Consider the following 14,036-nt stretch of genomic DNA (forward strand, 5'->3'; position numbering starts at 1 on the left):
CTCCCAAATGTGGATCGCCAGTGACTGTTACCGTATAGGACAATAACGAGGAAGTACAATGTTCGAGTGCTCGACGACTCCCCACCAGGCACGGACCGGCCGTTGGCCGGTCGGGCCACCTTCCTGCTGTCACAACTCGGGTTCCACGTCGCGCAGACGTTCGCCGCGCGGCTGGCGCCGCTGGGCATCGCGCCGAACCACTTCGGGCTGCTCATGCACCTGGAGCGAAGTGAGGGCACCACCCAGCAACAGCTCGCCGACGCGCTGGGCATCCACCGCAAGGTCATGGTTGGCCTGCTCGACGACCTCGAACAGCGCGACCTGGTCGAACGTCGGCGGCACCCCCGCGACCGTCGTGCCCACGCCATCCACCTGACCGATACCTCGCGCAAGCTGCTGCCTCGTGCTCGCCGTGTCGCCGACCAGCACGAGGGCGAGATCCTCACCCCGCTCGACGCCAGCGAACGCGCCCGGCTTGTCACTGTCCTGCAACGGCTCGCCGAGCACACGGGGAGCCCGGCCGGCGTCCACCCGGGTCTGCACCAGGCAGCCGCGCGACTTCGCCATCCGGACGACTCGTCGGGCGCCCGGTAGGGCCTCGACCGCGGGCGGACGTGGGCCCATCTGCGGTAGGGGAGCGGACGGACCCTCAGATACGCATCGAATGGTTATGGTCGATGCGCCGGGCGGGCCATTGGCGGCGGCAGCGGAACGTGCTCAACTGTGCTGGCGACCACCGACCCGCGCCGCGCGCGGGGCGGTCCTGAGTGAATCAGCCGTACTACCAGGAGGTCAGGTGTCCCGACCCCCTTACCGTCCTGACGTCGTGCTCGTGCCCGCGTGGGTGGCGGAGCGTCCGGAGACGGTCGAGCGGCTCAACGGGCTGCTGGCCGAGGCCGGTCTCGGCCGGCCGTTGTCCCCGCCGGCCGCCCCCGCGCCGCCCGCCGTCGAGCTGGTCGAACTGCCCGTCCAGGGTGACCCGGTGGCCGTGGCCCGGGCCAGCCGCCAGCTGGCCGGCCGACCGGACACCGACGTGCCGGAGTGCCTGCCCGACTACGAGTGCGTGGCCGCCACCGTGGAGGACGACGCCCGGCCGGAGGCACGTCTCTTCCCGTACTTCCGGGCCAGCGGCCGCAAGAGCGGACACGGCACCGTTTCCTGGCTCCCGGCCCCCGACCACGTGATGCTGCCGAAGCCCCCACGGCGCCCGGCCAGCCAGTTTCCGGCCGGGCGGCCCGTGGTGGCGCTGCTCGACACCGGGGTGCGGGAGCACGACTGGCTGGTGGAGAGCGACGGCGAGCCGTACTGGGAGGAGGCGCGGGGATGGACGCCGCTGCGCGCCATTGCGGAGATCGCCGGCCAGGAGAGCCACGGCCAGGAGAGCGACGAGACGGACTTCGGCAGTCACTGGGGGCACGGCACCTTCCTCGCCGGACTCGTCCGCCGTGCGGCGCCCGACGCGCGGATCCTCTCGGTGCGGGTGATGAGCGACGCGGGCCGGGTCAGTGACCTGAACGCGGCGCACGCGTTGAACTGGCTGGCGGACCGGGTGCGCGACGGCCACCGGGTCGACGTCGTGCTGACCGCGTTCGGCCGCCCGGGTGTCGGCGAGGAAGCTGAGATGAAGCCGGTCCGGGCGGCGCTCAAGCGCCTGGCGGACCAGGGCGTCGCGGTGGTCGCCTCGGCCGGGAACGGCGGTACGGACAGCCCGGTCTATCCGGCTGCCTTCGCGGTCGATCCGGCGCTCACGGTGATCAGCGTCGGGGCCTGCGCCTCGCCGACCACCCGGGCGCCATACAGCAACCACGGGGTGTGGGTGCGCCAGTGGCACGAGGGCACCAACGCGGTGAGCCTCATGCCCCTGACCACGGCACCGATCACCGGGCAGGGCGCGTACGCCTACTGGAGCGGCACGTCGTTCGCGGCGGCCCGGTACGCGGGCCGGCTCGCCCAGGAGTTGGCGCCGACGCCGGCGTCCTCGCGGCTGCCGGACTGACGCGATGTCGAATGTGCCGGTGGACCGCGCGAGCGCATCGCTCGACCGCGCGGCACGCCTCGGCGAGCGCCTCGATCGGGCCAGGACGGGCGACCGGGACGCCCTCGACGAGGTGGTCCGGGAACTCAACCCGCTGCTGTGGCGCGTCGCCCGGGCGCAGGGCCTCACCGCCGAGGAGGCTGCCGATGTCGTCCAGACGACCTGGCTGGAGCTGGTACGCGGACTGCACACCATCCGGTCCTCGAGCGCCCTCACCGCGTGGCTGGTGACCACCGCCCGCCGGGAATCCTGGCGGGTCCGTGGGCTCGCGCAGCGGCAGACGCCGCACGACGCGGCGACGCTGGAGTCCTCGCCCGACCCGGATCCCGGCCCCGCCGACCTGCTGCTGTCCGAGGAACGTGACCGGGCGCTGTGGCGGCACGTCGCGCGGCTGCCGGAGCGGTGCCGGGCGCTGCTGCGGATCGTCGCGCACGTCGACCGCCCCGACTACACGGCGGTGGCCGAGGCGCTGGACATGCCCCGTGGCAGCATCGGGCCGACCCGTGGCCGGTGTCTGGCGAAGCTGCGGGAGATGCTGGCCGCCGACTCGACGTGGAGCCCGACATGACCTCCCCGCACTCCGCCGACCAGCCGCTCGACGGCCTGGACCAGGCGATCCTGGACCAGTTGGCAGCGGTGCTCAACCATCTCGACCCGCCACCCCCCGACCTCGACGACCGGGTACGCCTGGTGCTGGCACTCGACGACGTCGACCGGGAGGTCGCCCGGCTGCGCGAAGAGCAACTCGTCGGCGCGGTGCGTGGCACGCAACGGACCCGCACCCTGACCTTCGACGCGGAGAGCCGAACCGTGATGATCACGATCGTGGACCGGCCCGACGGCCTGGTCCGGATCGACGGCTGGCTCGCGCCCGGCGCCGCCGTACGGGTCGAGCTGCGGCACCCCGCGCCCGACCCGTCCCAGACGGTGGAGTCCGACGCGTCCGGCCGCTTCGTGCTGGACGGTGTGCCGCACGGCCTGGCGCAGGTGGTGGTGCACCCGGCACGGGGTGAGCACGCACCGCAGGTGGTCACGCCGGCCCTCGCCCTGTGACATGGACCAGGCCGCACTCGCTCGCCGGGCCACCCGCTGGCACGCGGCGGGCCTGGCGTCCAGTGACGCCGGCCAGCCGGGGCGGGCCGCCCGGGAACTGCGGGCGGGCCTGCGGCTGGCGAAGAGCCACCCCGGCCTGCGCGACATCCACGCCCGCCTGCTGATCAGCCTCGCCTGGGCCGAGTCCGAGCGGGGCCGGGTGGAGCTGGGCTTCCGGCTGCTGGACGAGGCCGAGGCACTCGTGGCTCCACCGCAGCGGCCGATCCTGCTCGGCCAGCGGGCCCTGCTGCTCAAACGCAGCGGCCGCAACGCGGAGGCGCTGCGCCAGTACGACGAGTCCATCGGCCTGTTGGGCGACCTGACACACCCGCCTGATCTGGTCAAGGCGCTCAACAACCGCAGCCTCGTGCACCTGGAGGCGGGCAACGTCCGGCTCGCCCGGGCCGACCTGCGGCGCTGCGCCGAGGTCGCCGCCCGGCACGGGCTCGGCCTGCACGTGGCCATGGCGCGGACGAACCTGGGTTGCCTCGACGTCATCGCCGGTGACCTGCCCGCCGCGCTGCGTGCCTTCGCCCAGTCCGACGCCGACTACCGGATGCTCGCGCCGGGCCGGCTCGCCAACCTGGCCGTGGAACGGGCCCGCGCGCTGGTCGCGGCCGGGCTCTACCGCGAGGCCGAACGGCAACTCGCCAGCGCGGTGGAGCGGGCGACGCGGCAGCAGCTCGGACACACCTACGCGGATGCTCTCCAGGTTCGCGCGGAGGCGGCCCTCCTCGCCGGCGAGCCGGTCGCTGCCGCGCACTGGGCCCGACGCGCCCGCGCCGCGTTCCTCGGCCGTACCAACGTCCGCCGCGCGGCCCTCGCTGCCCTGCTCGAGCTGCGCGCCGACCAGGCGGTCGGCGAGGTCGACCAGGCGACGGTGGCCCGGCGCGCCGGGGTGCTGGCCGGCCGGCTGGCCCGGCTCGGGCTGCCCGAGGACGCCCGAGTCGCCGGTATGGTCAAGGCCCGGGCGCTGGTGGCCGCGGGACGACCCCGCCGGGCGGCGGAGCTGATCGGGCGACAGCCCGGACCACGGCGGAGCGATCGGCTCGACACGCGCCTGCTCTGGCACATGGCCCGCGCGGAGGTGGCGGCCTCGACCGACCGGTCGGCCGAGGCCCGGCGCAGTCTGCTGGCCGGAATGACCGCTCTGCACCGGCACCGCGCCCGGTTCGGCTGCGCCGACCTGCAGACCGGGGCCGCGGTGCACGGCCGCGACCTGGCCCGGGCGGGGCTCGCCGCGGCGTTGGCAGAGGGCTCCGCCAGCGCCGTCTACCGGTGGTCCGAGCGGGCCCGGGCGCAGGCGCTGCTGCTGCCGCCGGTGCGGCCACCCGACGACCCGGTCGCCGCCGAGGCGCTGGAGGAGCTGCGCCAGCTACAGCACCGCGTCCGGCAGGCGGAACTCGCAGGCCACCCGACCCTGGCCTCTCACAGTCGACTGGAGGCGCTCCAGCGGGTGATCCGGGAGCGCGCCTGGGCGACGCCGGGTCCCCGGGACGCGGCGCCGCCGACGCCGGCGCCGCTGACCGCCGTGACGGCGCAGCTGGCCGGCGCGGCGCTCGTGGTGTACGTGGCCACCGGGGACGTCCTGCGCGCGCTCGTGGTCACCGACCGGGGGACCTCGGTGGTGGTGCTCGGCGACCGCGGCACGGCCGAGGAGGCGGTACGACGGTTGCGTGCCGACCTGGACGCGCAGGCGGGCCGGGCCATGCCCGCCCGGCTGGCGGCGGTGGTCCACGCCACGACGCGCCAGGACGCCGACCGGGTGGGCTCGATGGTGCTCGATCCGGTTCTTCCGCTGGTCGGCGACCGAGACCTCGTGGTGGTCCCGACGGGGCTGTTGCTGACCACGCCGTGGCACGCCCTGCCAGCGTGCGCGTCCCGGCCGGTCACGGTGGCGCCGTCGGTCGGGGTGTGGCTGGCCGCCCGGCGCCGCCTGGACGCCGGCCGGCCCGTCGCCGGGTCGGCTGCGGTGGCGGTGCTGGCGGGACCGGGAATCCCCCGAGGGGAGGCGGAGGCCCGGGCCGTGGCGTCGCTGCACCGCGGTGCCGTGGTGCTCACCGGGCCGGAGGCGACCCCGGCGGCAGCACTCGCGGCGATGGCCGGCGCCGACCTCGCCCATGTCGCCGCACACGGCCAGCACCAGACCGAGAACCCACTGTTCTCCACGCTGGAGCTGGCCGGCGGCCCGCTGATGGGCTATGACGTGCAGGAGCTGCGGACCGCGCCGCGTACCGTGGTCCTGTCCTGCTGCGATCTGGGCCTGACCGACGTGCGGCACGGCGACGAGGCGCTCGGCATGCCGACCGCTTTGCTCGCCGCCGGCACCGCCACGGTCGTCGCGAGCGTCGGTCGGGTCGCCGACGAGGCGGCCACCGAGATCATGGTGGCCTATCACCGGGCGGTCGTCGCTGGCCGGCCACCGGCGGCGGCACTGGCAGAGGCCGTACGCGACAACCAGCCCCCGAGCTTCGTCTGTTTCGGCGCGGGCTGAACCGACAGCACCAGAGTCGCGCCGACAGCAGGTATCCAGGACGCCGCCCGGCCCCCCATCAAGGCATGACTGACCACAATGTGAGGAAGCTCCCCCGCCGGTCGGGTCTCGCCGCCGGCCTCACCGTGCTCGCCCTGGCGGCCGGTCTCCTGACGGGGTGCCGCCCGAACGGCGGCGCGGCCGGCGGCGGTGCCGAGAACCGCCCCGGCACGGCCAACGGTCTCGCGAAGGTCGCCGGAGGCGGCTGCCCGCCGGCCGGCACCCGCAGCGGCGGACTGCTGCCGAAGTTGGACCAGAAGAACTACACCTCGATCGAGAACCCCTGCCTGCCGCACGTCGACCTGGTGAGCGAGGTGACCCAACGGATCGTGCCCGGGCAGCGGCCCCGGGTCGGCCAGTTCCTCGACAACGTCGGCCGCTTTGCCGACCGGCTCGGGCAGGTCAACGACGCCGTCCAATGCGCCTACGAGACCGACCGGCTGGCGGTACGGATCTACCAGAGCCGACGCGACTCGTGGGCGGTCGGCGTCGTCGCGGTCCTCCGTGGCCGCCTCGGCGCGGTCGCCGACACCACCGCCTGCTTCCTGATCAAGCAGATTCCGCTCTTGGACCTGGCCACCCGGGGCAATGGACCGGAGCAGGACAAGCCGGCGTACTGCTTCGACACCAGCCACCAACGACGCGACGGCGAGGACTACACGATCATGTGGATCGGCTCGTCGGCGAACACCTGCCGGGGCCTCCAGGACGGCCTGGTTCCCGGCGACGGCCGGCTTGTCGCGGTGAAGGCCCAACCCGACGTGTCGATGCGCGCCGGCCCCTCCACGAGCGACCGGGTGCTGCGGACGGTGCCCGACGGCACGCTGGGCCGGGTGACCTGCCACCGCACCGGGGAAGCCGTCAAGGGCGACGACGTGTGGGCCCGGACGACAGTCCTGGGCGACACCGGCTGGATCGCGGCGGCCCACCTGGACAGCGCTCTGCCGATCCGCGGCACCCGGTTGTGCCCGGACAACTGAGCGGCACCGTCCCCGCTGGCGGCATTCGGCCGGGGAAAACTCGACGGATCGGTATCTGCCGGCGACCCTCCCGCCACGTATCCAGGAGACCGGCCGGAAGTCGTTCCGGCCGGAGAGGGGAGCAGGACAGATGTGCGGTATTCAGATCGGTGCTGAAGAGCTGGAGAGCATCCTCGTCAACCGGGGGCCGGACGTCTCCGTTGAAGAGGCCCTCGCCTGCGGAGTCCAGATCGGGGCGCCGGAGGTCAGCCGGGTTCTCGCCAACCGCAGCTCCGCGCAGCTCACGGACGCCGCCTGCGGGATCCAGATCGGCGCGCCGGAGAACGCCACGCTGCAGCAGAACGCCGGCCCGGACGCCTAGCCAAGGTGCGGTACCGCGGGGCCCGTGGGCGGCGGTGACCCGCCTACGGGCCCCGCTGACCCGACACGCAGCACCATCGAGGGAAGGAAAAGTCATGATCGGTACCCGTCTGGACGACACCGACGCGCCGCGCCTGATCCGCAGCGAACACGGCTGGTGGTTCATCGGGAACCAGACCTGGACACTGCTGCGCCCCGAGTGTGTGGGCCCCGACGGCACGGTGGACGACGCCACCACCGGCATCCTGCGCCGCACCGGGGCGTTCCAGCCGCGTGTGCCGGCCTCGTTCTCGCTGACCGTGCTCACCACGACCACCTGCAACCTCGGCTGTGGCTACTGCTTCCAGAACACCGGGCTGGACGACACAGGCGGCGCACGCCCACCGCGGATCCGGCGGGCCTGGATGGACACCGACACCGTCGAGCGCATCGTCACCTTTGCCCGCGACCGGATGCGTCGGTGCGAGCTTGATCGCCTCTACCTGCTGCTGTTCGGCGGCGAGCCGCTGCTCAACCCGCGTGGCTGCCTCACCCTGCTGGACCGAGCCCGCGGCATCGGACTCGACCAGTGCGCCATGACCACGAACGGTGTCCTGCTGAGCCCGAGGCTGGCCCGTGAGCTGTACGCGGCGGGTCTCAACGGCGTGCAGGTGACGTTCGACGGCAGCCGGGCAGACCACGACCAGATCCGGGTCAAACGGTCCGGGGCACCCACCTTCGACACCATCCTGCACAACGTGGCCCGCGCGACCGAGGTCACCGGGCTCAACTGGAATCTGCGGGTGAACGTGTCGCACCACAACTTCGACCGGATCGCCGACCTCGTCGGGGAACTGGCCGCCGGCCTGAGCCCCGACCGGTGCACGGTGACGTTCGCCTGGGTGGGCGACGCGGGCTTCGGATACCGCAACACCATGCGACACATCGACGACGTCAGCGATGCGTTCGCGAGCTGGAGCATCGCGGCACTGGAAGCGGGCTTCCGGATGGTCCGACCCAGCATGAGAACCACCTGCCACATCTGCTCGACGCCCGGAGGCCGGTACGGCGCCGTGGTCAACGCCGACGGTCAACTCTTCAGCTGCTGGCAGTCGGCCGGAAAGCCCGGCTTCGAGGTGGGCAGCATCGACGAGGGGTACCTGGACGTGGCAAGCGTCCCGGACCGCTGGGTGCGCTGCGGTTACGAGTACGACCAACCGCCAACCGCGCTGGCCGACACCTTCCAGGACCGGGTGGACGGCCGGTTGCTGGACTACCTCTACACCAGCGGCCGCCTGTAACCCTGCCGACAGACAACGCCGTATCTGGCGCTGGCCGGCTACCCCCTTCTCGATATCGTCAACTCCCCTGGAAGGAACGGCATGAAGATCCTCCGCCGGACGTCCATGGTGCTCGCGGTGTGCGCCGGACTCCTCGCCACCAGCCTGGTGGCCACCTCGCCCGCCAGCGCCGCCACCGAGTACTCCTTCAGATCCGCGAGTTCCGCCACCAGCGAGCACCCCTTCGGCAGCCTGTGCATCGACGTGTCGTACGCCAGCACCGCCAACGGCACGGCCATCAAGCAGTGGCCCTGCGACGGCGGCGCGGCCCAGAGGTGGACCATGGTCTACGAGGGAAGGTGGGGCGGCGTCGTCTACTACCAGCTTGTCAGCTCGCTCTGGTCACCCGACGGCCCCAAGTGCCTCGACCTGCCCTGGGGCAACCCGGCATCCGGTCAGACCCTCCAACTCTGGGACTGCCTGGGTGCCGCCCGGCAGCTCTGGTCCGTCGCGCAGGTACCCGGCGTGGATGGCTACGCGCTGCGCAACCTCCAGACCGGGCAGTGCGTCGATGTCCCCTGGGGCGACCCCGTCGCGGGCAACGCCCTGTGGCAGTGGACCTGCAACAACACGCCCGCCCAACAGTGGCTCCTGCGCGGCTGGTAGACGGGCCGCCGCCTGATCAACCGAGCGGTTGATCAGGCGGTGGGCGGGTGGCCCCGGAGGCCGCCGCGCCATGGCTGCTGTCGTCGGCGCGAGCCCTGTTCCTGACCCAACCGCCTCCGACTCGGATGCGGCCAGGATGGATGTTGTGACTCACCTACGGCAGTTCACCTGGACGGACTACGACGCCGTCGCCGACAACGTGGAGGCACTGCGGTTCTGGCAGGCGCTGGGATATCTGCCGTTGCCGGACGTGCTGTGTTCCAAGCCGATGGGCGCTGAGGCCGATAATTCAGGGAGGTCGGCAACGAGAGGCGCAGGGGATGGACAAGCATTCCGCTGAGCAGGAGGGACCGCCCGAAGGGCCGTTGAGAGCGCGGACGCCCGATGCGTGGCGAGAGCCGAGGAAAGCGCGGGAGCTGAACAGCCACATCCCCCGCTTGCGCGGAGGTCTCCGAGTTGAACGGAAATAGAAGGAAGCGCCCGCATGGCCTCGGCTGTCGCCGCTCACTCAGGGATCAGCTCACTGAGTCGATCAAGTGTATACACCTCCGACCCGTCCGGCAGGTCCTCAGGCGCCTGAAGGCCGACGAACGTGATCGGCTCGTCCGGTAGCCGGCCGTTCCACGTCGTCACCTCGGCCCGTGTCCGCCACCTGTCGACGAGGTAGGACACGGTCAGGTAGCGCCGCTCCAACAGTGCTCGTACCCGGTCGGCTGTGGTGAAGGTGTTGTCCTCCACCCGGTTGAACGACGGCGCGCCGGGCAGGTAGAGGTGCAGCCAGACGGCCTGCCAGCCGTTCTCGGTCCGGGCGAACACCATCGGCAGCGCGATCCGGCCCTGGCCGCGCAGGTGCGAACGCGCCCGGACCGTCCGTGCGTCGAAGGGGGCACCGAGCTGGTCTCGTGAGCGGGCCTGATACCCGAACATCGACTCGGCGACCTCGTCGAACGACTCGCCCGCGTAGATGAAGACCTGCGGAACCACGTAGCGTCCGCCGGTAGTCAGGGGCACGTCGATGAACTCGGTCGCCCCGTCTGCCGCGTCGGTGACGTCGCCGGAGTGCACCACGCCATCGTGGCGGTAGTTCGTCCACGACACCTGGCCCGCGCTGTGGAACTCGTCATCCAGCAGGAGCACCGACAGGTCGTAGTCGGTACGACGACGTGCCTGGCGCCAGTAGGTGAAGAACCGCAGCAGCTCACCGGAGACCGACGCCCGGGAGCCCCTCGGCAGGACCGCGAATCCGCCCTCGGCCGCCTTGCCGGACAGCGGCAGTGCCACGTCGAGCACCTCCGGGTCCACCACCAGCTGTCGTTGCGGCTGCGGCAGCCGGGCGCTGATCTCGGCGTCGAGCAGCGCCGACAGCTCGGCCACCAGCTCGGCCGGCAGCGGTGGCCGCTCGTCGGGGCCCACCCACGAACTGCGGGAGCGGCTCGCGTAGATCCGGGCCGACAGGGGCGTCAGCCGGTTGTCCACATGCTCCCGCAGGGAGAGCAGCACCCGGCCCGACGCCGAGCCGAGCGCGCCGGTGACCGCGTCGACAACACCACGTCGCTCCGGCTCCGCCGCCACCCGCAGCAGCCGGTCCGCGGATCGCAGGAGCAGGCCCGGCGCCGCGGACAGCACCGAGGTGGCCGAACCGACGGCGCCGGCGCGGATCGCTGCCTCCGCCCGACCGGCGAGAGTGCGTACCCGCCGCTCGCCACGCGCGACCTCGAACACCGCCTGTGCGTGCGGCCACCTGTCGTACTCGTGCGGGTGGAGTCGTTCCCCGAGCCGCTTCCACCGCTCCGCGTGGCGCACGACGTCACCGAGTTTGTCTGGACTCGCGCCGACGACGTCGTTCAGCGCGGCCAGAAGCATCCGCCGCTCCGGGCGCCGGAAGGCGCGGAACCGCGTGGGTGTCCGAAGCGAGGCGTCCCCGCCGGAGACCTGGCAGGCAAGGCGCAGCACGTCGGTGGTCGTGTCCACGCCGAGCAGCGGCCGGCCGAGGACGAGCCGAATCCCGTTGAGCACGGCACGGTTCTCCCGTACCGGGATCTCGGCGGGCTGCGCGTCGTCCACGCAGGCGACCGCGAGCTCGCTGAGGATCGCGAGGTCCGCCTCGCCATGCGGCGTCGAGCTACCGGCCAGGGCCAGATACAGCCGTGTCGCCTCCACGTCGGCGGCGTCACCGAGGCGCAGCAGCGTCACCCGGTCACCGGCCGCGGTGACCAGCTCGTCGTGCGCGGCCAACAGCTCGGCGTAGGTGTGCTGGTAGGTCCCGTAACCCGGCAGGTCCAGCAGGTTCACCGCACCCGAGGCGACCACGTCCCGCAGGTGCTCGTCGGATGCCGTGCGGCCGGCGGTGAAGACGGCCGCCCGCAGCCGATCGGCCCAGAACTCGGCGGTGTCCGGCACGTCGTCCGGGAAGCCGATGAAATACGCGTTGTGCCGAACGTGGTCGCCCACCAGTTCGCGTACCGCCGAGACGACAGTGGCGGCCAGGTCCATCGCCGGGGCGGGGGCCAGGACGCCGATGTGCTCCAGCAGAGCCCGCGACGCCGAGAACCCGACATCGAGGAGCGCCACGTCCAGTTGCCGGGCCACCGGCGTGCCGTCGCCAGCCGTGCCACTGCTGGCCGGCACGCGCAGGGTCTTCTGGATGATCAGCTTCTCGAACACGTCGTCCCCCGTTCCGGTCGACACCGGCGGTTGCCGGCGGATGCCGGCCCGCAGCCGCGGCACCGTGGGTCGCCGGGGACTCGAACCCCGAACCTTCCGATCCAACTAGGAGAAGGAAGCGCACCCATCACCGCGCAGGCGGAGAGCGGACGCGCTACTCAGTCGGATGCTCTATCCAGTTGAGCTAGCGACCCAGATGTCGATCATCGCACCGGCCGGACCGACCTGGCTATCCGGTTTCGACGCGGTCCTCTGGCAGCCGGGCTGTCGGCCGGAGCGTGTGCGCCCTACCGACGGCGGCGGGCCTCGCTCTCGGCGTCGAGCAGGTCGTTGAGCGTCAACGCTGAGTTGATCAATGAGAGGTGGCTGAACGCCTGGGGATAGTTGCCGATCTGCTCCCCGGTCGCGGCGATCTCCTCGGCATAGAGACCCAGGTGATTGCTGAACGTGAACATCTTCTCGAACGTGAGTCGGGCGTCGTCGAGGCGGCCGGAACGGGCCAACGCCTCGACATACCAGAAGGTGCACATGTTGAAGGTCCCCTCGTGACCGGGGAGACCGTCGGGGGAGTGCGCCGGGTCGTACCGGTGGACCAGGCTGTCGGAGACCAGTTCACGTTCGATCGCGCCCAGGGTCGACTGCCACAGCGGGTCACTCGGCGTGACGAACCCGACCGCGGGCATGGCGAGCAACGCCGCGTCCAGCACGTTCTCGTCGTACGCCTGCACGAAGGTCCCACGGGCCCGGTCGTATCCCCGGGCCATGACCTGGTCGTAGATGCGGTTGCGTTGCTCGGTCCAGCAGGTCAGATCCCCGGGACGGCCGGTGCGGGTGGCCAACCGGATGGCCCGGTCCAGCGCGACCCAGGACATCACCCGGCCGAACGTGTAGTTACGGGGGTGGTGGCGGCTCTCCCAGATGCCGGCGTCGGGCTGGTCCCAGTTGTGGCAGAGCCAGTCGACGAGCCGGATGGTGCTCTTCCACACCTGGTGCGAGACGCGGATGCCCTGCTCGTCGGCGAGGTGCATGGCGTAGAGCGCCTCGCCATGGATGTCGAGCTGGATCTGGTCGGCCGCGCCGTTGCCGATCCGCACCGGCCGCGAGCCGCGGTAGCCCTCCAGATGGTCCAGCACCTCCTCGTGCAGGTCGGAGGAGCCGTCCACCCGGTACATGATCTTCAGGGGGTCCTGGTGCTCGCCGGCCTCGCGGATCCGCTCGTCCAGCCAGTTCATGTACCGGCTGACCTCCTCGGTGAAACCGAGGCCGAGCAGCGCGTGCACCGAGAACGACGTGTCGCGTACCCAGGTGTAGCGGTAGTCCCAGTTACGGGTCCCGCCCACCAGTTCCGGCAACGCGGCGGTGGGCGCGGCGATCATCGCGCCGGTCGGCGCGTACGTCATGAGTTTGAGCGTGATGGCGGAGCGCTCGACCATCTCCCGCCAGCGGCCGGTGTAGCGGGAGCGTTCCAGCCAGCGCCGCCAGTAGTCCCGAGTCCACTCGAACATGCCCTGGATCTCCTCCGGCGGGATGATCCGCGGCTCGGTGCCGGCGGTCTCCAGGACCACCCCGCCGGTGTCGCCCTCGTTGAGCGTGCCGTACGCGACCAGGTCGCCGCCCTCCAGATGGACGTCGCCCTGCTCGGAGATCAACCGCCGTACGGGGTCGACCGGATTGAACGTCAGCGTCGCCGACCGGCTGCGGAAGACGTAGCCGTTGTGGTGCCGCTCCAACTGATGCTCTTCGCGGGCGTAGTCGAACCGCGGCCGGCACTCCACCTTGAAGCGCATGCTGCCACGGACCATGGTGACGATGCGGACCAGACGATGGGCGTCGGTGGCCTTCTCGCCGGTGACCGGCATGAAGTCCATCACCTCGGCCACACCGTCGGCGCTGATGAACCGCGTGATCAAGATGGGTGTGCCGGGGAGGTAGAGCTGCTTGGTCACGTACCGCACGTCGTGCGGCGCGATCTGGAAGTAGCCGCCCTTGTCCTTGTCCAGCAGCGCGGCGAAGATGCTCGGCGAGTCGAACCGCGGCGCGCAGAACCAGTCGACCGTCCCGTCACACGTCACCAGCGCGGCGGTCTGCAGGTCGCCGATGAGTCCGTGATCCTCGATCGCCGGATAGCTGTCCACGTCTCTCCCCGGTTCGGCTGCGTCCTGCGCATCGAACCTAGGGGGAGGAACGTCGAGTCAGGCGAGTTTCGCGTTCAGCCACCCTGACGCGTACCCGATGGGCCTCGACCGGCCGGGAAACTGCTGATATTTCGACCGCCGGGAGCCTCAGCCGGCCGCCCAACGCCAGTGACCCGCCACCGCCGGCCACTAGCCACATGAAGGTGGCTCGGAATATCCATTGCCATCCGAGCGGCACAACGCCTACCTTGAATGAGCAAGGCCGATCCGACAAACCCAAGGAGCTCCCCGTGTTGCAGTATGCCTACGCCG

At 71.6% G+C, this 14,036-nt stretch carries 11 protein-coding genes and 1 tRNA gene; 9 read left to right on the forward strand and 3 right to left on the reverse strand.

Translation table 11 applies throughout. The features are described 5' to 3' along the window. The first annotated feature begins 66 nt into the window (after window positions 1-66). From ACGFH8_RS17900 to ACGFH8_RS17940, 9 genes are all read left to right on the forward strand, one after another. On the forward strand, window positions 67-594 hold the full coding sequence (locus tag ACGFH8_RS17900) for a MarR family winged helix-turn-helix transcriptional regulator (RefSeq protein WP_393368202.1): 528 nt from the start codon (window positions 67-69) through the stop codon (window positions 592-594). Window positions 595-796: 202 nt separating this feature from the next. Beyond that, a complete protein-coding gene (locus ACGFH8_RS17905; protein WP_393368204.1) occupies window positions 797-1,996 on the forward strand; it encodes a S8 family serine peptidase in 1,200 nt (399 codons plus the stop codon). 19 nt (window positions 1,997-2,015) lie between these two features. After that, a complete protein-coding gene (locus ACGFH8_RS17910; protein ID WP_393368205.1) occupies window positions 2,016-2,603 on the forward strand; it encodes an RNA polymerase sigma factor in 588 nt (195 codons plus the stop codon). After that, window positions 2,600-3,088, forward strand: coding sequence for a hypothetical protein (locus ACGFH8_RS17915; protein ID WP_393368207.1), 489 nt, complete (start codon window positions 2,600-2,602; stop codon window positions 3,086-3,088). Before ACGFH8_RS17910 ends, ACGFH8_RS17915 begins: the two co-directional genes overlap by 4 nt. Before the next feature lies 1 nt (window position 3,089). Then, window positions 3,090-5,621 (forward strand): CHAT domain-containing protein, encoded by a 2,532-nt coding sequence (locus ACGFH8_RS17920; RefSeq protein WP_393368208.1) that lies wholly within the window; start codon window positions 3,090-3,092, stop codon window positions 5,619-5,621. Window positions 5,622-5,686: 65 nt separating this feature from the next. Further along, entirely contained in the window at window positions 5,687-6,640 is a 954-nt protein-coding gene (locus tag ACGFH8_RS17925) for a hypothetical protein (RefSeq protein WP_393368210.1), read from the forward strand. A gap of 130 nt (window positions 6,641-6,770) precedes the next feature. Then, window positions 6,771-7,001, forward strand: coding sequence for a hypothetical protein (locus ACGFH8_RS17930; protein WP_393368212.1), 231 nt, complete (start codon window positions 6,771-6,773; stop codon window positions 6,999-7,001). 94 nt (window positions 7,002-7,095) lie between these two features. Further along, on the forward strand, window positions 7,096-8,280 hold the full coding sequence (locus ACGFH8_RS17935; RefSeq protein ID WP_393368214.1) for a radical SAM protein: 1,185 nt from the start codon (window positions 7,096-7,098) through the stop codon (window positions 8,278-8,280). Between the two features lie 81 nt (window positions 8,281-8,361). After that, the gene (locus ACGFH8_RS17940; protein ID WP_393368216.1) at window positions 8,362-8,925 is read left to right on the forward strand and encodes an RICIN domain-containing protein; all 564 of its coding nucleotides are present in this window, start codon (window positions 8,362-8,364) and stop codon (window positions 8,923-8,925) included. Window positions 8,926-9,429: 504 nt separating this feature from the next. Here ACGFH8_RS17940 and ACGFH8_RS17945 read toward each other — a convergent pair. The 3 genes from ACGFH8_RS17945 to ACGFH8_RS17955 form a co-directional block, all read right to left on the reverse strand. Then, complete coding sequence (locus ACGFH8_RS17945) at window positions 9,430-11,589, reverse strand: hypothetical protein (protein ID WP_393368218.1); 2,160 nt, start codon at window positions 11,587-11,589, stop codon at window positions 9,430-9,432. 65 nt (window positions 11,590-11,654) lie between these two features. Then, window positions 11,655-11,783, reverse strand: a tRNA-OTHER gene (locus ACGFH8_RS17950). Window positions 11,784-11,876: 93 nt separating this feature from the next. Next, a complete protein-coding gene (locus ACGFH8_RS17955) occupies window positions 11,877-13,724 on the reverse strand; it encodes a glycoside hydrolase family 15 protein (RefSeq protein WP_393368220.1) in 1,848 nt (615 codons plus the stop codon). Between the last annotated feature and the right edge of the window lie 312 nt (window positions 13,725-14,036).

The sequence above is a fragment of the Micromonospora sp. NPDC049175 genome, from assembly GCF_043197345.1.
In the GTDB taxonomy this organism is placed as follows: domain Bacteria; phylum Actinomycetota; class Actinomycetes; order Mycobacteriales; family Micromonosporaceae; genus Micromonospora.